Source organism: Streptomyces sp. HUAS TT11, assembly GCF_051553595.1.
Classification (GTDB): Bacteria; Actinomycetota; Actinomycetes; order Streptomycetales; family Streptomycetaceae; genus Streptomyces.
On sequence record NZ_CP196185.1, the window covers coordinates 47,736 to 71,170 of the forward strand.

Here is a 23,435-nt window from a genome sequence, read left to right on the forward strand (position 1 = left end):
CCGGTTCATCCCCAGCTCACACGCCACGACGGACACGCTTCCCACAACATCCAGTCGCTCAAGGAACAGCTTCCTCAGCGCAGGATCAATCCTCTTGCCCACACGGTCCTCGCAACTCTCATCGTGGTGAGTGTTGCGAGGACCGTTAGAACCCAAGCCGGACCCGCCAGGGCCTCGCTGTGTACTGCATCGAGCAGCGTGCGATGCAACCCCGATCCGTTCAGGCGGGTCGGGTGAGCGGGGCGACCAGGCCGCCGCCAGGCCACAGATCCTGTTCGAGGTTGGCGAGGAACGTATTGATCTCGTCCAGCACCGCGGTGCGCTCGGTGGGCCCGTACGGGATGAAGTCGGCGTTGGCGGGGCCGTAGGCGCGGACGTAGCTGTTCGGGCCGGCGCAGACGAGAGCGCGTGCGATCTCGGGCAGGCCGAGGCTGAGCGCATCGCATTTCCCGGAGCGGACGAGTTGCAGCAGGTCAGCGGTGACGGCTTCCCAGTCGCCGACGGCCGGCCAGTCGGCACCCCCATTCAACTCGTGGGTGAGGGTGGCCAGCGGAACGATCTCGCCTTGCTTGCGTGCCTGGGTGAGGCGGTCGTGGATGCGGATGCCGTCAGGCTGGTGCACCCGCGGCTGGAGCAGGGAGTTGGCGGCGACGACCGTGGTGTTGATCTCTCGGGCACCGGGGCCGGGGTAGTACGGCTCGTGTGCGAAGAGTAGGTAGACCTTCGCGGTACGGGCGGCCGGGTTGGGTTCGAGCTCGGGCATCAGGAGGGTTCCCTTCGGGAGTGGTGGGTTGAGGGTGGGGTCGGACGCCAGGCACGGGCCTGGCCCGCCTCGGTTGCGCCGTCCTCGGAGGCTGTGCAGCCGATGGTCTGAGTGACCTGGTTGACGAGGTGGAGCATCAGCCGTTCCCGGGCGATGAGCGCGTCCGACGCCGCGAGGGTGTCCTGTGTCTGAAGCAGGCCGGCAGCGTCCCACAGCAGGTGCTGGCCGATCTCGGCCGCGCGGCGCAGTTCGTAGCGGTCGCTGCTGACGGCGGCCGCGACAAGGTCAGAGTGCAGGGCTGCGAGGCGCTGCAAGTAGCCGCAGGGGACGTCGCCTTCGACGATGCGGACATGCTCCCGAGCCCGTGAGTCCAGCCGCTCAAGCAGGTGCTCGGTGAGCAGCGGGGCAAGGAGTATCGCTGGCAGGACGACGTCGACGGGGATCCCTTGGGCGGCGGCGTACAGTCCGGTGAGCAGGCTGACGACGGCGACGGCAGCGACGGAGAGCCGGACTGATGCGGGGATGCCGCCCAGGGCGATGCGCTGTGCGGGGCGCCGGGTCAGCCAGCGCACGGCCAGGCGCTGCAGGTAGGTCGCGGCCGCGGTGAGCACCCCGATTTGGTGGGGGATCTCGGGCAGGCTCCCGTCTCCGGGGACGGTCCAGCCAAGCCAACCCCACCAGGTGCGTTCGTGGACGAGCACCAGCTCGCAGGCGTCCGAGCAGGAGTCGTTGCGGACGTGGCCGGTTCGCTCGGCGCGGGCGCGTTCCTTCTCCCACCGGCCCGGGTGGCCAGTGAAGGGACGCTCGTGGTGCGCGGTCGTCGGCGGTGTGCGGGGCGGCGTGTCCGTCACGAGGTGCTTCCTTCCTGGTAATCGGTGGAGGCAGAGGCGCAGGTGGTGCAGCGGCCGTCACCGTGGGGATGGGCGCGGCGGGGGGTGGGGCCGGTGCAGGTGCGGCAGAGCGGCCAGCCGAGGCAGGCCGGGCAAAGGTCCTCGCCGAAGGCTGTTCCGGGAAGGCCGCAGCCGGCGCATTCGACGAGGGCCCGGTAGGCCAGCGCTTCGCTCACCGGTCGGGTAGCGGCGGAGCCCGTTATCGGCTGCGGCCGCGCATCGTCCCGCGCGGGCTGGTCGTGGTGGTCGGCCGCGAGGGCGGGCGGCGGGTAGGCGGGCGGCGATGATCGCGCCGACCGTGGTCCGTATCGGATTCGGCAGCGGGCGGGAAGCGATGACGTGCCGCAGTTGCTCAGGGCTCCAGCCGGCCTCGAGCATCGCGGTCACGACGCGGCCCTGGTCGGTCAGCGCCTGTCCGGTCAGCAGCAGCTCGGGGCGGGCCGCCCCCAGGTCGAGCAGCAGCCGGATTCCGGAATGCATGTCATCCGTTGTGCGTCCGGCTGACGGGGATGTAGGCGCGGCCGACTGGGCCGTCCGTCCGTGCTCTCGTGTCGCGTCGCTGCGGCACGGACGGAGGGGTCTGGTGTTCTGCTTGTTGGTCTTCTTTCTGTTGGTGTTCTTAGTGCCGGGATCAGCCAACGTAGGCTCAGCCAATCTTGGAAAACCCGACTCTGGTTGCGACCTGGGGTTTTGCAGGGCCGGCAGGTCGGTGATGAAGTACAGCGCCTGGCCGAGGGTGCCGTCGGGATTGCGCTCGCGGGTGCGGTAGAGGAACCCGTGCCGCTCCAGCTGCTTGAGCCCCGTGGTGACGGCATCGACGCCCTCCGTGCCACGGCGCACCAGTTCGGCAACGGTGACCTGCCAGCCGTCCCGGTGCGTGCTGACGTACCCGAAGATCCCCTTCGCCTTGAACGACAACCGACTGTCCCGGAACAGGCCGTTCGCGATCTGCGTGAACTGATCAGCCGCCATCACCCCCCGCCGGATCCCCGCCCCGAACCCGACGTCGTGCTCGTCTTCCATCACGAGGGTCGAGGTGGCTTCCAGCAGGGCGACGTCCAGGGTGGCGGGACGGTCGGTGATCGAGTAGACGACCTCGCCGAGCGTCCCGTCCGACCGACGCAGGCGCTCACGGACGAGGTAGCCGTACCGCTCCAATTCCTTCAAGCCGGCGCGGACCGCCTCGCGCCCGTCGGGCCCTACGGCTACGAGGTGGGCAAGAGTGACCTGCCAGCCGTCCCGGTGCGTGCTGACGTACCCAAAGATCCCCTTCGCCTTGAAAGACAACCGGCTGTCCCGGAACAGGCCGTTGGCGATCTGCGTGAACTGGTCCGCCGCCATCACGCCGCGGCGGACACCTGCCCCGAAGCGGCTCACCGCCGTACCCCCGAACCGGGCAGCGCACGGTGGCCAGAGCAGCACACCGGGCCCGCTGAGGTGGGGCGGCCGTCGATGCTCGGTGCGCTGGCGTGCGTGTGTTCCATGCGTTCAGCTCACCCGCCGCCCCCGACCAGGCTGACGGCCATGAACCCCGACCATCGGTCACGATCCGGCAACACAACCGTCTAACTGCCATGGTCGGCCTCATGGTCGGGCCAACCGTGCCCCTTCAGCCCGAGCGCTTGGCGGTTACGACCGTTCGATTGCGCAGCCTCGAAGGGCATTGCGCAATCGGGCTGCGCAATGCCAGTCGGGCCGTACCCAGTTGTCTTTGCGCAATGGGCTGCGCAACCGGTGCACGACCCTGTGCAGTCGAGTTGCGCAGTGGGGGCAGCTGCGCAGCCCGTAGCTTCTGGTCCTCTTCTGCGCAGATCTCTGTCTGGCGCACTGCGCAGGAGTCTGCCGCGGTCCGGTCGGCCTTCGTCTGCGCACGGCACCTGATCGCACAAGCGCCGCCGCTCCGGGGCTCTGCATGTCGGATGCCAAGGTCTGTCGGGAACTCGCAGCTGGCCATGGTTGGGCCTGTGGTTGGGCCGACCATGACCCCAACCATGGACTTCGTGTCTCCATCGTGACCTTGGTCGGGGGTTCGTGGTTGGTGGTCGGGTTGGGGGCGGCGGGTTTTCTCGAGGTCAGCAACGTCCGTTCTGATCTGGGAGTTTGACCATGTCTCCTGGCAAGCAGGCCTCACCGGGTGAGGCCGCTGCTCCGATGGCGGCCGGTGCCCGCCTGGAGGCGATGCGCCGTCGCGCACGCGTCTCCCGTGTGGCGGTCTGGACCGTCATCGCGGCCGGACCCATCGCCCTCGCGGTCGCCGTCGCCTCTACCCCGACCACGGTCGCAGCGGCCCCCGCTACGACGCCGACCGCCGCGCGCACCGCACCCGCAGCCGACCCGAGCGGCTATGCGCAACTGTTCATCGGTGCGTGGTTGCGCAGCAGCGCGGACGACCCGACGACTGCGCAGGCGCGGCTTGCGCAATCGATGGCGCCGGACGTCGAACTGCCCAACCCGGCTGCCGATGCGCAATCGGCGCCTCAGTCGGTGGCGGCTGTGCGCAGTGCGCAGCGCATCGGCGGGGCGTGGTCGGTGACGGTGGCTGCGCAGTACGCAGACGGATCGGTGCGCTACTACACGGTGCCTGTGACAGCCGACCCCTCGGGCTCCTCGTTCGCGGTGACCGGTGCGCCCGCCGTGGTGGCCGGCCCGGCCCGGGCCGGCGTGCCGAAGTTGGCCTATGGCGTGACCGTCCCGGACGGGGGCCTGTCGTCCGCTGTCGGGGAGTTCCTCACCGCCTACCTCACGGGCGCCGGCGAGGTCGACCGCTACCTCGCACCCGGAGTGAACCTCACCGCCGTCTCCCCCGCTCCATTCACGGCGGTCACGGTCCAGCAGATCACCGGCATCGAGGAGACCGCGGCCGCCGACCAGGTGCTGGCAGACGGCACGAAGGTGCGCGTCCTCGCCTCGGTGGAAGCCCGGGATACCACCGGCCGGTGGCCGCTTGCGTATGAGCTCACTCTCAAGGCCCGCTCGGGCCGGTGGGACGTCGCCGCTCTGGAGGCCGGGATCACCCAGGACAGGAGTGCCCGATGAACACCATGCACAGCGTGATGCTCGCCGGGCAGCTGGACGACCTCGGCAACTCATGGATCACGATGTTCCAAGGTTGGGCGACCAAGGGCCTCCAGGCCGGCCTCATCGTCCTCGTCGTCGTCATCATGGTCCAGAGGTTCAGCCTCAAAGCAGGGATCGGCGCCCTGCTGCTGATGGTGATCGCGCTCGGTCTGTACAACTCGCGCAACGACCTGGCGAACATGTTCACCGACGAGGTCAAGAACCCGGCCAAGGGCGCACCCGCCGTCCCGGGGGTCGTCCAGTCCGAGCTCCCGGCTTCCCGTGTCCACTCGCCGGGTGCCGGAGGCCGGCTGTGACCGCGGCCGCGGCCCGGGTGGGCCGCTTCTACACAAACGCCCGTCGGCATCCGTGGGTGCTGGGCAAGGTCGCCGACTGGAAGATCCCCCTCGGTCCCTACACGCCCGCGCAGATTGCGGTCGCGGTCGGCGGCGGCTTCGTCTTGGTGAAGACGATCGGCTGGTGGTCGTGGATGGGGCCTATCCCCATCGTCGCCTGGCTGCTGGCGATCTGGACGGTGCGCCGACCGAAGATCCGGGGCCGGGCCCCGCTGCAAGCCGCGCTGGGATGGATGATGCTCGGCTGGCAACCCCGCGGCGGGCGGATCGGCGGACGCGCCGCCCGCGACCACACGCCCCGTCCCCTGGTCGGCAGCTTCACCATCGAGGGCGAGCCCGTGGCCAGCCCCAGCTGGCAGCCCGGGCCATCCAACCCGGCAGGCCAGGCGACACACCCGAGCCCGGTCGCAGACCGCCGCTCCGCACCCAACAGCACACAGGCGGTTCGTCCCCAGCGGTCTGTGGGCCCGGTGTCGGGTGTTCAGCAGTTGCTCGCCTTCGCCCAGCAGGGGGGTGCGCGGTGAGGGTTCCGATCCGTCATATCGCCGGGCATCTGGTGTGGTCGACACAGGGCAGCGTGTGGGCCCTCTACCGCCTCCACCCCGGCCCGGACACGCAGGGGCAGCGCGATGAGACCGTCCAGGGCACACACGTGCCCGCCGCAGTCCGCGACGAACAACTCGCCAAGATCACACATCTGGTGCGGTCGCTGTCCGGAGCCCCGCGGCTGTTCGGCCTGTGCGCGCAGGTCGACCCGGGTGAGATCGCCCTGCGCATGATCGAGGGCATCGAGCCAGCCGAGCAGGTACCGGGTACGGGCCGGCACCCGTGGGTGGAGAACGTCGACGCCACCCTGGACCTGCTGGACGACCAGGAGATGCACCGCCGCACCCTGTGGCTGGCCGTACCCCTGCAGACCGAGACAGGCGGCCTGCAGGTATCCGCGTCCCTCGGCGCGGCGTGGGCCGAGATTGCGCCAACGCTCGGCATACGCCCCACCCCGGTGGCGCGGCGCGAGGTGAGCGCGTATCGAGAGCAGGCTTCCCGGGTGGAGGCCGCGCTCGCCGGGGGGATCGCGTTCCGCCCGGCCCGTCCGGCCGAGATCGTGTGGTTGATCCAGCACGCCCTTCACCGCGGCATCCCCGAGCCCCTTCTGACCGAAGCTGAGGCCAGCGATCTGTACGGCGGGCAGATCCAGGGCGGTGTGCTGCGCTCCCCCAGCTACGCAGACCTCGGCCAGGTCCGTCTGCAAGAAGGCGGCATCGACCCCGATCTTGATGACGTCGACGACCTCAAGAGGGCGGGAGGGATCACGCGGTCGGGCCGCGCGGCCTGGTGGCGGCTGAACACCGGCTCACCGCTGGGCCGGCGCTGGCTGCAGGTCGAATCCGACGCCGGGGTCGGCTACCAGGCGCAGTTGGCGCTGGCCGAGTGCCCGCCCGCGGTCAGCCAGAATGCAGCGGATCTGTTCGCCCAACTGGAGATGCTCGACTTCCCCGTCGACTACACCGTCGACCTCACCCTGGTGCCCGCAGAGAAGGCGCGCGAGCAGGTGCGGCGCAAGAAGAACGAGCTGATCGACCAGGCCGACCAGTACGACGCCCGCCCCACCGGCATGCCCGCCTCGCTCAGCGAAGCCGCCCGCGACCTGGGCGAGCTGGATGCCCGCCTGTCCCGCACGTCGGTCGAGGTCGAGGTGCAATCAGTGACCGTGCTGACGGTGTGGGGGCCGACCGCCGCCGTCTGCGACGCCCGAGCCCGCGCCCTTGCCGCACTGCTCGGCGGCGCCGACTACCGCGCCGTACGCCCGGCCGGACTACAGGAGGCACTGTTCACCCTCGGCCTGCCAGGCACCGTGCGACCCGGCACGGTGCGGGAGTTCACCCAGCACCAGGTATCCGAAGACTGGGCGCTTTCCGGGGCCTTCACCACTGCGGAGGTCGGCGACCCGAACGGGATGTTCCTCGGTATCGACCTGGACAGTGGCACCACCCGCCCCGTCATGATCAACATTGCGGACGCGCCCAAGGTCGACGCGTCCGCGTCGATGGGCATCGTCGGAGACCTCGGGGCCGGCAAGTCCGTCCTGCAGAAGCTGATAGCGGAAGCAGTGTGGGCACGTGGTGGCTGCGCAATCTGCATCGACCGTACCCCGGTCCGCGAGTGGGCCACCTTCGCGCGCACCGCCGCCAAAGGCCGCGTCCAGATCATCGACGCAGCCCAAGCCGAGGTGTCCATCGACCCCCTGCGGATGTTCGACGGGCCGGAAGGCCGCCACTACGCCCTGTCCTACCTCACCCTCCAGCTCGGCATCGGCCCGATGAGCACCAGCGGCGAAGTCCTCCACCACGCCGTCGAACAGGCCGCCGCCAACCCGGAGCCGTCCATGCACCGTGTGCTTGAGGTCCTCGAGGAGATGGCCACGAGCGAGGCGGGCAAGCGGCAGGACGCGGCCGCGACCCTCGCCGGCCTCGTCCGGGTTGTTGCCACCAACTCGCTGGCACGCATGGTGTTCGACCCGACACTTCCGCCCGTGCGGCTGGACGCCTCCAGCGCCTCCGACATGATCGTGATCACCACGACAGGTCTCAAGCTGCCGCCGAAGGCCGCGTTCGCCAACCCCGAGATCCTGCACCAGCAGCCGCTGGAGGCCCTGATCGGACGTGCGGTGCTCTACCTGATCGCCGCGATCGCCCGGCAGACCGCGTTCGAGGACCCCGAACGGTTCACCGCGGTGGTCCTGGACGAGCTGTACTGGCTTACCAGCTCAGCCGAAGGTACGGCCCTGGTCCACGAGATCCTCCACGACGGCCGCAAACACGGCGCCGGCCTGCTGGCAGGCTCGCACACCGCCGAGGAACTCGGCCCCGACCGCGGCCTCATGGCCTACCGCGCGCTCGCCCGCACCGCCGACCGCGACAGCGCCCGCCGCGGCCTGGAATTCGTCGGCCTCGACCCGAACGACCCCGAGCTTGTGCGGCTGGTCACGACCGGCCTGTCCCCCGTCGGCCAGAAAGGCCGGGGAGGCGAGTTCCTGCTGACCTGCCCGCGACAGAACACCGGCCGCATCAAGGTCTCCATCCCCCGTATCCCCCGCATCAGCACGTCCATCACCACCACGCCAGGGCAGCGCGCGAGCGCTGCACGGCCCTCCGCATCAGTTGCCGGTGAGGCCATGGGTTCCGGTCGGAAGGAGTACGCGTGATGATCACGTCTTCCTGGGACCGCTCCCGGCGCGTCTCCGCGGCCACGTGTGTCCTCACCGTGATCGCGGTTGTGGCTGCCACCGTCGTTCTCGTGCTCGGTGTGGGCGTGCCGGGAGCGTGGTGGCCGCACACCGGACGTGCCTTCGCTGCCGATGCCCGCCCCGCAGCCGGTGATCCGTGTGGCCTGATCGTCGGCCCGGCCAAGGCGTACTGCGAGGGCAACACTGCCACTGGCCACCATGACGTGGCGAGTGCGGCATGGAAGCTGGTGTCTGCCGGGGCAGGTGTAGGCGCTCTCGTGGTGTGGCGGCTGCGGTCCACTGCCAGGCAAGGGCGGCACTGAGATGTTCCGTCCAGACCGCGCGACCTTGCGCTCAGCCGGCTTCGTCGTGCTTCTCGCCTGCGTGTTTCTTCTGGTGAACACGCAGGTCGTGTATGCGGCTGACAGCAGCGGCGAGACCGGAGACCTGCTCGCCCCGCTGAACATCGACTCGTCCGAGGGCGTTGCGATCGACGGGTACGACCTGAACGCTTCAGGTGGCTCCATCGTCGCCTTCAAGTCGCAGGCACTGTCCTTCGCGATGTCTGGGCTGTTCACCCTGATCCGGCTGCTGGTCGGGCTGGCCGGGTGGGCAATCGAGGTCGCCTTCCGGTTCCCGCTGCTGAAGATCCTCGCCCACCCGGCGCAGAAGGTCGCCGACGCCTACAACCACCTGGTCGTCGACACGCTCGGGATCAAGGGCCTGGTGCTGGCCTGGGCATTCGTCTTCGCCGGATTCATGATCGTGCGCGGGCGGGTCGGCCGCGGCCTGGGCGAAATTTTCCTCACCCTGCTCATTGGGGCGATCGCCGCGTCTGCTCTCATCCGCCCCGACACTCTGCTCGGTCCGGACGGACCTTTGGGCCAGTCTCAGCAGGTGGCCGCCGAGGTCGCCCTGCAGAGCGTCAACTCCTATGACTGGGGCGGCAAACTCGCCAGCTCCGACCCGTGCGCGGGCATGGCCGGCAACGCCGAGATCAAGTGTGAGCAGCTGCAGGGCGAAGGGCCAGTCTCCGCTGCAGAGGTGGCCCGCCCCATCCAGGACTCGATCACCAACGCCCTCATCGTCAAGCCCTTCATGCTCCTTCAGTACGGGCGGATCCTCGACCCTGCGAAGGCCTCCGACCGCAAGGCCTACGCCATCCATTTGAAGTGGGTCACCGGCGGATACCTGCCCAGCTCAACCACGTCAGACAAAGCGAAGGACGCCTGCAACCTGGTGCACGGGCCGGGCAAGCAGTACTGCGAACGCAACGTCGACGACAAACCGAGCGGCAGCACCAAGCTCCCGGAATTCACCCCCGGAGGCGACCTCCTCGACGCCTCCACCGCGATTGTCACCGACGAGGACCAGGCGTTCGCCGCCTTCCTCGCCGACCTGAAGAAGGCCGGCCCCGTCGGCCAGTCATGCGCCGCCTACGCCGAGAAGCCCACATGGTGGCGCCTGGGCGGCGCGTTCCTGCTGCTGATCGCCGCGCTGTTCATCTGCGGCATGCTGCTGTCCAGCGCCATCATCCTGCTCGGCACCCAGGGCATCTGCGCTGGAGCCGCGGCCATCGGCGGCGTCACCTTCGTCGCGGGCATGCTGCCCGGCCCCGCACGCCAGAGCGTGTGGAAGTGGCTGTCGCTGTGGGGCATCGCGATCCTGGCCGTCGTCGGGATCTGCGCGTTCATCCCGTTCTTCGGGATCGCCATCGACGCCACCATCACCAACGGTCCCGACCTGATGGTGGAGCGGATCCTGCTCATCGACGTCCTCGCCATCGCCGGAGCAGCCGGGCACCGCCGCCTGCTGACCGGCATCACCTCCTTCGGACACCGCATGGCCATGCGGATGCGCTACGCCAAGGTCGGCGGCACCCACCTGCCCGGCGACACCTCCGAACTCGGCGCCGCCCTCGCCATGAACACCCCAGCATCGATGAGCGGATACGGCGGAGGACTGCGCGGCTTCATAGGCAGAGGTGGCGGCAGTTTCGGGATGCTCGGCACCCGGCATCGGCTGATGGGCGCACTCACCTCTCTGGTCGACGGTGCGGGCATGCCGACGGACACCGGCAGGATCCTCGCCGATGCCACGGCCGAAGCCGGGCGTGGGTTGGCCCCCTTGACCGCGGCCGCCGCCCTGGGCGGGCTGGGGACCCGGCTCGGAGCGAGGGGCGCGCACTGGCTGCTCATCGGACGCCGCCCGGACCAGGAGCAGCTGGCCAAGTGGCGCAAGCCCGCTGGCGAGAGCGACATGGGACTTGGGCCATCGGACGGTGGGGACGGCGAAGGGGGCGGTTCAGGCGGTGCTGGCCCGCGGCGGCCTTCCGGGCCGCCCGACCGGTACCGCAACGATGAGGGGCAGATCATCGACCGAACCACCGGCCAGGTCCTACACGACCAGAACAGCGACCGCACCCTGCTGTCGACCCGAGCCCACAACCGACTGGTCCGCTTCCGCGGCTACCGCATCCTGAACCGGGGCGGCCGGGCCGCCTACGGATCAACCGTCGGCCTGCCCGCCGGCGTTCGCCACGCGCGGTCAGCGGGCTCGCGCTACTCCCAGGACGCCCGCCAGCAGGTGCGGGTGTGGGGCAATACCCTCCGCGAGGACGGCCGCGCCTGGACGGACACAGGACGCGACGCGGCCCAAGTCCTGCGCAACCGTGCCGCTGACACCGATGGCCCTGGACCGTTCGTCAGCCGTCGCCTGCCGACCACAGCAACTCCGGCCGCCCCCCACCGCCCGGCAACACCGGCAGGGCCTTCACCCCGTAACCGGTCTGCAGGCCGCCCTGCCCCCGCCTCCACCCCCGCAAGGCCCACCGCGGCGGCGAACGGTCCTGCAGTCCAGCCTCGGCCCGATCTCGGCGGACCGGTCCTTCCCGGTGGGGGAAGCCCGCGTAGCCAGGCGCGTGAGGAGGCGCGGGCCCGGATGCAGGAACTGATGCGGCGCACCGGCCCCGACGCCGAACGCCTGCGCCAAGAGCAGGCCCAGCCGCGGGACGAGGGCGGTGAAGACGAGTGAAGCGGCCCGGGCGCCGCGTGAGGCGATGGGGATGCGCCCTCGCGCTGCTGATGTTCGCCGCCGTGTGCTGTGCCGCACCGGCAGGGAACGCGATCAGCGCGTATGTCGCACTCGAGACCGGTGCACGAGAGGACGGGGGGATCGCCGAGGGCGGAAGCGCCGCGGACATCCCGCCGCGGATGCTGACCGCCTACAAGAACGCCGTCCAGCAGGCCGGGCAGTACGTGCCGAAGTGCCGGGGCATGCGCTGGCCGATCCTCGCCGGGATCGCCAAAGTCGAGTCCAACCACGCCACCGGTAGGAACATCGCAGACAACGGCGACATCCGCCCCAAGATCTACGGGGTACTCCTCAACGGCTCCGGTGCCGGCGGCAACACCACCGCCGTAGCGGACACCGACGGCGGCAGATGGGACGGCACCGCGGCTGGGGAACGCGCCGTCGGCCCGTTCCAGTTCCTCCCCTCCACCTGGCAGTCCATCGGCGAGGACGCCAATGGGGACACGATCATCGACCCGCACAACGCTGACGACGCCGCTCTCGGCGCCGCGATCTACCTGTGCGGCAACGGCCGCAACCTGACCCAGCGCACCCAACTCAAGTCCGCAATCCTGCAGTACAACCACTCGAGCGCGTACGTAGCCAACGTGCTCGGCTGGATCGACCAGTACACGGCGGCCGCCACGGGCCCGAACCTGAAGAACCTGTCTGGGAAGGCCCGCACCGTGATCGAGGCGGCTCTGTCCCAACGAGGCGTGCCGTACTCGTGGGGCGGAGGCAACGCGAAGGGCAGGTCGTACGGGATCTGCTGCTCGCCCGGCGGTAAAAGCAGCGCGAGCATCAAGGGCTTCGACTGCTCCGGACTGACCCAGTACGCGTACGCGAAAGTCGGCATCAGCCTGCCGCGCCTGGCAGCCGACCAGGCCGGTGTCGGCCAGCGGATCCCTGCCGGCCTCGGCCCGAGCGCGCTCAAGCCAGGTGACCTCGTCTTCTACGCCACCGCTCCCGGCCACGACGCCACGATCTACCACGTCGGGATCTACCTGAGCGGCGCGCAGATGATCAACGCCGCCCGCCCCGGGACCGTGGTCCGCCTGGACGCCGTCAACGCGATGTCCGGCTATGCGGGGGGTGCACGGCTGCTGTGACCATCACACCCCGCTCACCGCGCCTGCTGGTGCTCAGCACCGTCCTGCTTGCCGTTGCCGGGTTGGCTCTGCTGTGTGTGCCGCACGGTCAGCAATCGCCGACTCCAGTAGTGGCACCTCCCACGGCCGCGGTCACAGCCCGGCCACCGGTCTCCGTTCCTTCCACCGACAGGACTGCGACTGCCGACGCGGCTGCGTCCACAGCGCCCGAGGCGTCGACACCGTCAGCCGTCGAGTCCGCTCTGCCACTGCACGGCGAGGGTGCCGCTGGTGACAGAGCAGTCCAGCGGAATCTGGAGACTGCCTGGCCTCCCGACCTTCCCGCCGCCGACGAGCGGCAATTACTCGCCGTCGGTCGTGCGCTGCTGCGCGCGGACGCTACCGGAGCCGGCCGCGCGAGATGGGCCGCCGTGTTTCCCGACACGGGGCAGGCGGTGGCGCCTGCGTTCGCGACCGCTGGCTTCCGTATCCAGGCCGCGATCGCCCGTCGCGACGGCAGCCCGACCAAGGCCGTGGTCCATCTCGTGTGGGCCGGCACGGACCGCGGCGGCACCTTCACCGACCTCCGCATCACCGACTGGCACTTCACCCGCACCATCAAGAAAGGAACAGCCACATGGACTCCGCTCCCCCGCACCTGACGGAACTGGCCGGTGACACGGCCGCTGGTCAGGTACTCGCTCTGGTCACCGGCCTGGTCGACGCCGCCAACTGGCTGTTCGGCCACTGGTATCTGCTCGCGCTGGCCATCGCCGTGGGCTGGAGGCTGAGCGAGCTGGCGGTACGCCGGCTCGCGGCCAAGGCCTCGGCCGAGCGGATGGCCCTGGAGCTCGTTCCCAGCCGGCACTTCGACCCGAGCCTGGAAGAGATCTTCCGACGCGGAGTCCAGCTCGCCCGCGCCTCCACGGCCATGCCATGGTGGGCACCCCGCCGGGCGAAGGCCGTGCAGATCCGGCTGCGCGCGGACGGCAGTACGCCGCTGCGCTACCGCATCGAGGGCCCGGCAGGTGGTCAACGGTTGCTGTCCATCACCCCGTTCGGGCCAGATGTCACCGTCGCTCAGGCCCGGCCAATCGTCGACGAACCCAGAGCGCACACCGTGCGTGCCGAGTTCATCCTGCGCGGCAAACCCACAGCCTCCTTGCGTGAGGTGCCGCTGTCCCCCGACCCGCTCCAGCCGCTCATCGATGCCGTGGCCGACCTGCGTGCCGAACTCGGCGACCTCGCCGAGATCCGGCTCGACATCCAACGAGCGCCGAAGTGGGCGTTGCGGGCGCGCCGCCTGCAGTTGATGGGTGCCGCGCGCCGGTCCGAGCGCCGCGAGGCCCAGCGGGCTGCTCGCTGGTTGCGGCAGGATGCCAGCGGCATCGAGGACTCGTTGAGTTGGCAGTTGCAGCAGCTGCTCAGTGACAAACCCGGCTCCGGTTCGGGTGCCGGTCGGCGGCTGGTGATGCCGCCCGTTCCCCGGCGGGTCGAGCCGGCCGTAGCCCTGGGCAAGCTCGCTGAGGACGACCACCTGGTGCGGGTCCAGTTGCTGGTGATGTGCGCCTCGAACACCGAAGGCCGCGCGCAGGCCCGTCTGGCCCAACTGCAAGCTGCGTTCGACGTGTTCGGCGGGCGCTCGAGGTGGGCCATGCGCGGGTGGCGGCTGGGGCCGTGGCGGATCGGTGCGGATCACTGGCCCACCCAGCGCGGATTCGAGCGCCGGTGGCGTCTGGGGCACTGCCAGCCGCCCCGCCCGAACTGGGTGAGGCTGGAAGAGCTGACCGGCCTGCTCAAGCCCCCCACCGTGCATTGCCGCTTGCCGGTGCTCGCCAGTGACCTGCCGACCTTCGAGTTCGGGAATCCCGACCTGCTGCTGCAGGGCGTCTACCGTGGCCCGGACGGCAGGGAGCGTCTGGTTGCCACCTACGCCAAGGAGACCCTGTTCGAGGTGGGGACGGGCAAGGCGGGCGGCGGCAAGACGGAACGGGCCCTGGCGCAGGCGATCGGCTGGGCGCACGCGGGTGGCGGGCTCGTCTTCGTCGACCCGCACCGAGACTCCTGGCCGCGCGCGTTGCCGTTCCTGGCGCACGATCACCTGGCGCCGCGGATTGCACTGATCGATCTCAATGGTCTCGGGCCCAACCCGCGGGTGAGTTCGTGGAACCCGCTCGGGATGGAGCACGGGCAGCCCGTGCACGAGGTTGTCGAGGCGATCGCCGACGCCTACGCTTCCGCGCTGGCGTGGGACGACGCGACCGCACCGCGCGCGCTCACCATCCTCACCGCCGCTCTCACTGTCCTGGTCGCCGTCAATGAGACGGCCTGCCAGGCCGGCCGGCCTGAGGACCAGGCCACGATCTTCCACGTTCGGGCTTTGCTCACCGACGCCGTCTTCCGAAAGGCAGCGCTGGGGACGGTAGCCGGCCGGCTGGACGAGGAGACCCTCGCCTGGTGGCAGTCCGTGTTCCCGACCCTGTCGCCCGACGCGTTCGCCGTCGTCCTCAACCCAATCGCCCGCCTGGCCGCGAATCCGGTGACCCGGGCATTCCTCGGCCAGCCGGCCGGTGTCTACAACATCCGCGCAGCGATGGACTCCCGGATGATCGTATGGGTGTGCCCGGGCGGCAACGGGCCCACCGACCGATTGCTGACCGCCCTCCTGGCTCGGGATCTGCTGCGGGCCGCACGCTCCAGGCGCGACACCCCTGAAGACAAGCGGGTGCCGTTCCGCCCGTACTTCGACGAGCTGATCACCCTGACCGGCGCCGCCCCGGAAACCATCGCGAGCATGTTCGAGGACCTCCGCAAGTACAAGTGCCACATCCACGGCATGACCCAGCTATTGCCCCGCCTCCCCACGCCAGTTCGGCTGTCCCTGGTGCAGAACGCGTCCACGCTGGCCACCACCGCCGGATCGCAGTCCGCGATCGCATCGATCACCGCTGAGTGGGGCGACAACCCCCGCCCCGAACGAGTCGCCACCATAGAACGCTTCGAGCACTACGTCTCCATGAACGTGCACGGCCACCGCATCGGGCCCATCCAACTGCGCGGACCCCACCTCGACAACGTCTTCGCCGCCCAGGCCCGCCCACGGCAGGCCGAAGCCCTGGAACGGGCCGCCCAAGCGAACGCACAAGCACTTCCGCTGGACCAGCTCACCGACCGCGCCGCAAAGCAGCTCGGCCGTGTCACCACCTTCCTCGCCCAGCACACCCCTGCCAGCGCCGTCGCTGTCCGTCTCTCGAGAGGAAAGGATCAGGAGTTCGGATGACCACCACCGACCCCGAGGACCGTAGGACGGGTTGCACACCCAACCCCATCGAGCTCCTCACACGGAAGGGGCCCACCTGACTTGGTACTGGCCCACGCTGAACGGTTACGCGACTCCGTAAGGCGATGGCGCCCCAGGGTGCCGGAAGAGTTAGATCTTGGAAGTGTGAGCATGCACGGCAAAGGCCACGGCCTGTTGCTCGAGGTACCGGCCGGAAGCATGGGGATCGTCGTGATTGTCCACTGCGACGTCGGTGACACCTGGCGCTACAGCAGCGAGACCTGTACCGGCGGTGACAGGGTCGTAGGGATCGAAGACGTTCAGCCAGTCGACATCCGACGGTAGGTGCAGCTTCTCTGGGACACGAACATCGAGTTCGCGCTGAACGGGCAGCCAGGCCAAGGGTGAGCCGCAGGTGATGAGTTGGCTCACGCCGCCATCGGCCGGAAGAGGAATCTCACCGCGTTGGAACATGTCATAGATGACGACGCTGCCCAGGGAGTGGGCGATGATGAGGGTGGCGCCGGTCTGATGGAGTGCCTTGCGTACACGTTCACGGACGGTTTCCGCCATCCCGTCGTACTTGGGTTTGCTGCTGAAGTAGCCGTAGGCCTCGCTGAGTCGGCTCAGCACCATTTTCCCCGCTCGGGGACCAAACTTTCTGTCGATTCTCGCGAGGGCTCTGGTGACGCGGGGTGAGACGCGGGGAGGAACGCCCAGGGTGCCGGCCGTAGGCTGCTCGCTCGGAGAGGGCGGCGTGTGTTCTTCCAGTGCCTCTACGAGAAGTTCGATCTCCTTCTCGTCGGCTCGGTCCAGGTCGCCCGTCTCCTCTTCATCCCCGAGCTGGAGGCGCCCCTTGGGGAAGACGTTGCCGTAGTAGGGAGTCGTCACCGCCGGTGCGGCGACAGCGGACCCAAGGTGCAGGGCTATACCTTCGGCCAGGGCCTGGTTCCAGTCTTCGGCCAGCTTGATGGCGTTGGTGTCGCGCTGGCGGATGCCATGGACTCCCACCACGTGCAAATCGCTCATTGTCCCGGCTCCTCTCCCCGTCGCCGCTCTCCGGGCGGCACGGCAGCGATGCTATCGAGCTCCCTGCGGCCCGGACACGGGAGCGCCCGCGGGGGACGCCCGGAGGTAAAGTGCGGCTCTCGATCTTTGGTTTCTGCGCAATAAGCCGGGGGCTTCATGAGTGAGGTGGTACGCCAGGCGCGTCGGCTGATCGTAATCGCGGTGGATGACTATGCGGACGGCAACGCCGAGTTCACCAAAGGCATCAACGATCAGGTAGCGGTCGTCACGGGCTGGCTGACGGATTCCGCCCTTGGCCCCGACCGGCAGTTCTCGCTCCAGAAGCCGAAGGAGACACTGCACTCGGTGCAGCAGGTCCACCAGTTCCTGAACTGCCAGGATTTGGCCGGCGCTCAGCCGAGAGAAGCCGTCATCGTCTACATCACCGGTCACGGCCAGAGGGGACCGTCCTCGGGTCGGCACTATCTGCGCTTCGCCCGTACCGACGATGGTCGGCTCCCGGGCACCGCGCTGACGACCGGAGAGGTCGTCAGCGCGGTGCTGGCCAGTACAGCCCAGCATGTTCTGGTCCTTGTGGATTCCTGCTTTGCGGGGGCCTTGGCAAACGACGTGCAGCCCGTACTGCGGGACTTGACATCCCGTAGCCGGCTGACCTCGCTTGCCGTCGTCACCTCGGGGAACTTCGATGAGCAGCCCCTGGTCGGGTCGTTCACCGAACTCCTCAGACGCGCCCTGGACAAGATCGAGGCAGAAGAGTCCGGGTTCGCACAGCCCTACCTGTCCTTCAGCGAGTGGCGGCACGTCCTGGACGCTGTGCACCGAGAGGACCGCGGGCTGGTGGAGGCCAAGTGGGTGTGGCCCGAGAGACTGTCCGAAGACGCCAGCCTATGCCTTCCCAACCCGCGGTTCGAGGCCCCGAAGGACTTGGGCAACGCGGTCCGTGCGCTTCCTGATGCCGCAGGTCTGTTCGACGGTTACTGGCGTGAGCGGGCCTCGGGACGGACCCACGAACGGGACACCGGCTGGTATTTCAGTGGTCGGCACGACGCCATGCGTACTCTGACGGAGTTCCTCACGCGGGGCTGCGGCGTGATGGTGGTGACGGGCGCAGCCGGATCGGGGAAGTCGGCCCTGCTAGCACGCCTGGTGACGCTCACTGATCAGGCCTTCCTCGACCAGCCTGACTTGGCCAAAGTGGTGGCAGTCGTCCCGGACGACGAGCGACCTGCCGCCGGTTCGGTGGACGCTGCGGTCCTCGCCCGGAACAAGACATCCCTGGCCCTGATCGAGGATCTGTTGCGCGCGCTGGGCGCCGAGGCGGTGCCTGCCGGAACAGCCCCTTTGCGGGCGCTACAGGAGCGCCTCGCCGCGCGGGCCAAAGGAGACCGGGTGCCGACGGTGGTCATCGACGCGTTGGACGAGGCACGGGATAGCCTGGCCTGCCTCAACGATGTCATCCTGCCGATCGCACGGCTGCGGTCGGGCCACCAGCCGCTGGTGCGGATGGTGGTGGGGGTGCGCAGTTCACCCCATGCCTCGCCCGGCGCTGCGGAGCACCTCACCGATGCGGATGCCGACGAGCTGCTGCGCCGGCTGTGCAGGTCCCTGGAGGACGACGTTCTGCAGGTACCGGTCATGCTGCAACGCACGGACGACCCAAACGTCACGGACGACATCGCGGCCTACGTTGAGGCTCTGCTCAGCGGCGACGATGCGGGCCCGTATGCCGACAAACCTGGGCAGGCCGAAATCGTCGCGCGCGAGGTGGCTTGTGCCGTTGCGCCGTCTTTCCTTGACGCGCGTCTGGCGGCGGACCAGTTGCGCACAGCTCAGCGGATACAGGATGTAACGGCTCCTGCCTGGCAGGAACGTCTAAGTCAGGGCACGGTGGCGTTGCTCCACGAGGATCTCCACGAAGTGGCCCGTCATCATGGTGTGCCCGTGGCCACACTGGTCCGAGTGATGCGTGCCACCGCTTTCGCGGCCGGTTCGGGGCTCCCATGGGCCGAGGTTTGGCCCAGCGTCGCCCAGGCTCTCATCGCTCCGGCGGACGACATGGTCTCGACGGAAGCGCACGCCGCGGCCATCCGCACGGTGCAGACGACACGGCTGACCGGCTACCTGGCCAGAAGCACGGAAGACGGTCGCCTGACCTACCGACCGGTGCACCAACAGGTCTCCAAGGCCCTGCTCCAGCAGCCGTACTCTCTGGCGGACGCCTCACCCGCCACCGCCCAAGGTCACGAGCCGCCCCCACCCCTCGCCGAAGAACACGCCCGTATCACACAGGCGCTGGCCCTCCTGCTGCCCGCAGATTCCGCAACTGTTGCGCATCCCTACGTCCGGCGACACCTCGTGGCTCACGCGGCCGTGGGGAACGTACTGAACGATGCGCATGTGCCGCTGCAACTGCTGGCCCAAGAAACCTCGCACACCCTTCGCGAGCGGCTGGGCCTGCCGTTGCCTGCGAGTTCGGCCCGTAACGACCAGGTGAACGTGGCCGCGGCCGCACTCATCGAGCCCTACCTCGCCGAAGGGTCCGACCCTGCCTCCCGGTACAGCAGCATCGCTCTGCACGCATTGACGCTCAGGCACAACGGACGACCGGCGGAGCCAAGCCCGGCAGCACTGAGCGCGCAGTGGGGCTGGTGGCAGTCCGCCACCAACGTTCTGGCCTCTCCCGGGCAGTACGTGCGCGCTCTCATCGCCATCGAGGTGTCACCAGGACGCACCCTCATCGCCGCCGGTACCAAGAACGGGGCTCACGTCTGGGACGCCTCCAACGGCCAACGCCTCGCTGACCTCCCGGCCGGCCTCGTCGACGACATGTGCGTCGTCCGCGGGCGCAGCAGATCCTTCCTCGCCACCGCCGGGTCTGGAGGCGTCGCCATCTGGGACCCTCTGTCCGGGCTGCAGATCAACCACAACCCCGCTCCTGCCAGCGCGGTCCAGGTCGTCTCTGACGGAGATCAGCGATGGCAGCTTCTCTCACGCTTCAGCGACTACTCACAGATCTGGAAGCCGGATCAAAACCATGTAGACGCTGTGCCCTTCATGCCCGACGAACCAAGCCGCTCCAGCCGTGGCATCCACACCGTGATCCGCACCCAGAATGGACAACCGCTGCTTGCCTCGCCAGACGCCGACGGCCTGGCCCTGAGGGACTTCCGGAACGGGGAACTCCGCGCACGCGTGCCGATGCCGCGAGGCAGGCTGCGGAGGCTCATGAGCCTGCGTCGACCAGGCCGCACTGACCTGGTCCTCGCCGCGTTCACGGACCGAATGCTTACCTGGGACCCCGACACGGGCGACGTACTGCCGGTGGGCAGGGGTCCGGCCGCGTATCCGGCGCAATTCGATCTCCCGGACGGCCGCACAGCCATCGCGTTGGAGAGGCGGAACAGGCAGATAGTGGAGGTGTGGGAACTCGGTGAGGCCGGCTGGAACGAGGTTGCCAGCGTCGCCGTGGGAGAGATCACCCAGCTGACGACCCTGCCCTCCACACCGGGCCGATGGCTCGTGGCAACGGCGGGCGAAGCAGGTCTGCGCTTGTGGCATCCAGACCCCGACATGCCCCTGACCCATCACGGCACGGCAGCCGGACCTGTCACCGCGATCACGGCGCTGCAGGTCCCGAGCGCAGACGGTCGGGTGCACCATCGGTGGGTCGTCGGCAGCCGCGCCGGCGTGGAAGTCATGGATCTGGAGGGCAGCGACAGAATCAGCTGGCACCTCGGACAGGTTCAAGCCCTTCATGCTCTTTCACCAGGGCGCGTGGCTGTTCTGGCAGACAGCGGAACGCACATCTGGCAACCGCCAGCAGGAGCAGAAAGCGTGAGGGGGCCCTTGACGTCGTTGCAGCATGAATCCTGGACGCTCCGCTGGCCCGACAGGATGGTGGCCAATTGCGTCGTCAACTGGCCACCAGGTTGCACTCGCATCGCCACTGCACGCTCCGGCGGCATTTTGTTGGAGGACATCGAGGGCGGACAGGCTGAGTACGTGGACATTCCATCATCCCCAGCGCCCCGGGCTGTGGTGGCCCTGCCGGCCGCTGACGGGACGACTCCGCGCATTGCGGTCGGCACACGCCGCGGTGCACTGATCTGGGACCTGCAAGCCCAGCGGGAAGTCACCAATCTCCGCGTCCGAGGTCAGCGATCGGACACCTGGGCCCTGACACTGCTCCACTCAGGCGCCACCACTCTGCTGGCCGCTGCCACTCGCGAAGGCATTCACATCTGGGACACTGCAGACTGGTCACCGCAGGCCCGGATCACGACGCCCTGGACCAAGTCGCTCGCCGCTATCGCCCTGACTCCCACACACCATCTGCTGGCCAGCGGGAGTGGCCACGCTCTACACCTGTGGGACCCAGCTTCCGGCGAGCTCTTGCACAGCTTGATCACCGCCGCACCCGTCGACACCATCGCCTCTGCGCCTGAGGATGGCTCCGTCTTCATCGCAATCGGCGGGCCGGCAGGCTTGGCGGCCCTCCGAGTCAACTTTCCTACCCTTTGAGGCGGCAGGAAGACAAATCACCAGTTGGAGATCTTGCCCGGCGGGAGCCCAAGGCCAAGGATCCGGTCGGGAATCGCGCCCGGAGAGGGCGACGCGGTGCGGGCGATCAACTCGGTGGCCAGTTCGAGGGCGGGACCGGACAGGCCCGTTCCGGGCTGTGGCCACCCTCTTCGACAAACTGACCGCCCATTACCACGCCGGTATCCACCTGAACCGCCCGGGTGAAATAGAGACTCGATTCCGTGTAAGTATCAACTTACGGGACAACCTTTAAGGGCGATCGCATTCTGGTGCGCCCAGGCTGCTTCGTTGGTCAATTGCTCGGACCAGTCGATCAGGGTTTCCTGCAGGGCCGCTTTGGCGAGGTGGATGCGCTGAAATTCGCCGGTCCCGGCGGGTGGGTAGGTGTGCTGGATGTCCCGCCATAGCCGCTGCAGGGCGTAGTCGGCGTCCAGGGCTTGGGCGCCGTGCAGTTCCATCGCGTCGCGTCCGGAGCGCACGGCCCACTGGTGGCCGAGGTATTTGGCGTTGATGAGGTCGGTGTCGCAGGGCAGGCCGTGGTCGAGGAGATGTACGGCCTGGTAGGTGACGGTGCGGGCGGCCCGCAGGCGGGCCTCCATATCCCCGATCCGGTCACGGACGACGGCCAGGTCGGCCAGCGTGCCGGTGTAGCGGGGACGGTGTTTGAGGTAGTGGCTAGTGGTGTGCACGGTCGCCTCGTGTAGGCCAAGGCTAACGGCGGCCAGATTGGGTCTGCCGTACAGGATGCTGCTGGACTGCGCTACCGCCAGGCCTTGGCCGACGTCGCCGAGCACGTTGCCGGTAGGGACGCGGACCCGGTCGAGGTCGAGGCGGCCGAAGGAGAAGCCGTGCAGGCCGAGGCCGGGCCGGTGCGGTCGGACGGTCAGGCCTTTGCGGTCGTGCTCGATGAGGAAGGCGGTCAGGGTGCGCGAGGTGCGTACCTCGCTGGTGGCGGTGCAGGCGATGACGATGTGCATCCGGGCAAGGTGGCTGTTACCAATGTGGATTTTGCTGCCGGTGATCACCCAACCGTCGCCGTCCCGCTCGGCGACGGTCTCAATGCCTCCGATGTGGCCGCCCATGTCCGGTTCGGTGACGGCGATCGACGGCAGAACGGTGCCGTCGGCGGCCTGGGGCAGCCACAGGCATTTCTGCTCATGGCTGCCCCAGTGCACCAGCGCGCCCACCGGTATCTGACTGGCCTGCAGAATCGCCGCTGTGGCTCCGGATACTGTGGCGATGCGGTGGATCAGGACGGTCTTCGCGACGTGGCCGACCCCCAACCCGCCATAGGCGGCAGGAACGGCGATGGCGAACCAGCCGCGGGCCGCCATGAGTTGCGCCATCTTCCGCTCGATCTTGCTGGGTGAGGCTTCCATGCGCGGCACGCGTGGTGCGACATGTTCAGCAGCGAACATGTCGGCTTCCCACCACAGCCGTTCGTGGACTGCGTTGAGGTAGGGGTGAAGAGCAGTGGACAAGGGGCGCATGTACGACTCCCTGTTGGGGTGGCACGGCGGGTGCGGCCGAAGCGTCGGCTGGGGCTTCCGGAGCCGGAGCGGTTACTAGCGTGCGGCGTGGTTGGTGATGACCTGCATCGCGGTGTCGCGGGTGTCGAGGACGATGTCCCGCAGTCGGAGAGCCTCGTCGAGAGGGCGCGGGTCGGGGTCGATGACGCATACGGTGCCCACCGCAATGCCGTCGTGAATCAAGGGCGCACCGAAGTAGGACTGGATGCCAACCGCGTCGACTACGTAGTTGCTGCTGAAGCGGTGGTAGGCGTGGACGTTGTGCAGTGGAAGGGCCCTTTTGCGGTCGACGACTTCGGGACACCAGCCGTGGTTGCGGTTCATGGTCCGGTCAACAATGAGGTATCCGCTGTCGGCCGGTGGGTTGTGCAGGCCGATGAACGTCTGGTCTTCCAGGAACAGGTTGACCATGCCGTAGAGGAAGCCGGTGCGCTGGGCCATGTCGGTGGCGAGGTGGTCGAAGTACTGGGTGGCCTGGGTCGGGATGCCCAGACGGTGGATCTGTTCGATGCGTTGCGCCTGTTCGGCTAAGGCGATTGCGTGCTCGCCGCTGACGGTGTCGTGGCCCGGGTGGACGGCTCCGGGAGGCGGAACGATCATGCC

General features: G+C 68.7%; 16 protein-coding genes. 10 read left to right on the forward strand and 6 right to left on the reverse strand.

Translation table 11 applies throughout. The features are described 5' to 3' along the window. Positions 1–220 precede the first annotated feature (220 nt). The 3 genes from ACSHXN_RS43995 to ACSHXN_RS44005 are packed head-to-tail and all read right to left on the reverse strand — an operon-like array spanning position 221 to position 3,030. The gene (locus ACSHXN_RS43995) at positions 221–763 is read right to left on the reverse strand and encodes a hypothetical protein (RefSeq protein ID WP_438306596.1); all 543 of its coding nucleotides are present in this window, start codon (positions 761–763) and stop codon (positions 221–223) included. Next, positions 763–1,614, reverse strand: a complete 852-nt coding sequence (locus tag ACSHXN_RS44000) for a hypothetical protein (protein ID WP_438306597.1) — start codon at positions 1,612–1,614, stop codon at positions 763–765. Before ACSHXN_RS44000 ends, ACSHXN_RS43995 begins: the two co-directional genes overlap by 1 nt. Before the next feature lie 57 nt (positions 1,615–1,671). Beyond that, positions 1,672–3,030, reverse strand: a complete 1,359-nt coding sequence (locus ACSHXN_RS44005) for a hypothetical protein (RefSeq protein ID WP_438306598.1) — start codon at positions 3,028–3,030, stop codon at positions 1,672–1,674. A 729-nt stretch (positions 3,031–3,759) separates the two neighbouring features. Between ACSHXN_RS44005 and ACSHXN_RS44010 the strand changes: the two genes are divergently transcribed. The 9 genes from ACSHXN_RS44010 (at position 3,760) to ACSHXN_RS44050 (ending at position 15,732) form a co-directional block, all read left to right on the forward strand. Continuing rightward, entirely contained in the window at positions 3,760–4,689 is a 930-nt protein-coding gene (locus tag ACSHXN_RS44010; RefSeq protein ID WP_438306599.1) for a conjugal transfer protein, read from the forward strand. Then, complete coding sequence (locus ACSHXN_RS44015; protein ID WP_438306600.1) at positions 4,686–5,027, forward strand: hypothetical protein; 342 nt, start codon at positions 4,686–4,688, stop codon at positions 5,025–5,027. Before ACSHXN_RS44010 ends, ACSHXN_RS44015 begins: the two co-directional genes overlap by 4 nt. Further along, complete coding sequence (locus tag ACSHXN_RS44020; protein WP_438306601.1) at positions 5,024–5,590, forward strand: hypothetical protein; 567 nt, start codon at positions 5,024–5,026, stop codon at positions 5,588–5,590. Before ACSHXN_RS44015 ends, ACSHXN_RS44020 begins: the two co-directional genes overlap by 4 nt. Next, the gene (locus tag ACSHXN_RS44025) at positions 5,587–8,271 is read left to right on the forward strand and encodes an ATP-binding protein (RefSeq protein ID WP_438306602.1); all 2,685 of its coding nucleotides are present in this window, start codon (positions 5,587–5,589) and stop codon (positions 8,269–8,271) included. Before ACSHXN_RS44020 ends, ACSHXN_RS44025 begins: the two co-directional genes overlap by 4 nt. Continuing rightward, complete coding sequence (locus ACSHXN_RS44030) at positions 8,271–8,615, forward strand: hypothetical protein (RefSeq protein WP_438306603.1); 345 nt, start codon at positions 8,271–8,273, stop codon at positions 8,613–8,615. Before ACSHXN_RS44025 ends, ACSHXN_RS44030 begins: the two co-directional genes overlap by 1 nt. Position 8,616: 1 nt before the next feature. Then, the gene (locus ACSHXN_RS44035) at positions 8,617–11,325 is read left to right on the forward strand and encodes a hypothetical protein (protein ID WP_438306604.1); all 2,709 of its coding nucleotides are present in this window, start codon (positions 8,617–8,619) and stop codon (positions 11,323–11,325) included. Between the two features lie 17 nt (positions 11,326–11,342). Continuing rightward, entirely contained in the window at positions 11,343–12,473 is a 1,131-nt protein-coding gene (locus tag ACSHXN_RS44040) for a C40 family peptidase (RefSeq protein ID WP_438306605.1), read from the forward strand. Between the two features lie 410 nt (positions 12,474–12,883). Further along, positions 12,884–13,114, forward strand: coding sequence for a hypothetical protein (locus ACSHXN_RS44045; RefSeq protein ID WP_438306606.1), 231 nt, complete (start codon positions 12,884–12,886; stop codon positions 13,112–13,114). Beyond that, positions 13,090–15,732, forward strand: coding sequence for an ATP/GTP-binding protein (locus ACSHXN_RS44050; protein WP_438306607.1), 2,643 nt, complete (start codon positions 13,090–13,092; stop codon positions 15,730–15,732). Before ACSHXN_RS44045 ends, ACSHXN_RS44050 begins: the two co-directional genes overlap by 25 nt. 150 nt (positions 15,733–15,882) lie before the next feature. Here the strand turns inward: ACSHXN_RS44050 and ACSHXN_RS44055 are convergent, their stop codons facing one another. Further along, complete coding sequence (locus ACSHXN_RS44055) at positions 15,883–16,761, reverse strand: hypothetical protein (protein WP_438306608.1); 879 nt, start codon at positions 16,759–16,761, stop codon at positions 15,883–15,885. Between the two features lie 156 nt (positions 16,762–16,917). On the opposite strand from ACSHXN_RS44055, the gene ACSHXN_RS44060 reads away from it, so the two are divergent. Beyond that, complete coding sequence (locus ACSHXN_RS44060) at positions 16,918–21,282, forward strand: AAA family ATPase (RefSeq protein ID WP_438306609.1); 4,365 nt, start codon at positions 16,918–16,920, stop codon at positions 21,280–21,282. Positions 21,283–21,533: 251 nt separating this feature from the next. Here the strand turns inward: ACSHXN_RS44060 and ACSHXN_RS44065 are convergent, their stop codons facing one another. Beyond that, complete coding sequence (locus tag ACSHXN_RS44065; protein WP_438306610.1) at positions 21,534–22,793, reverse strand: acyl-CoA dehydrogenase family protein; 1,260 nt, start codon at positions 22,791–22,793, stop codon at positions 21,534–21,536. Between the two features lie 75 nt (positions 22,794–22,868). Then, entirely contained in the window at positions 22,869–23,432 is a 564-nt protein-coding gene (locus tag ACSHXN_RS44070; protein ID WP_438306611.1) for a GAF domain-containing protein, read from the reverse strand. Positions 23,433–23,435: the final 3 nt, after the last annotated feature.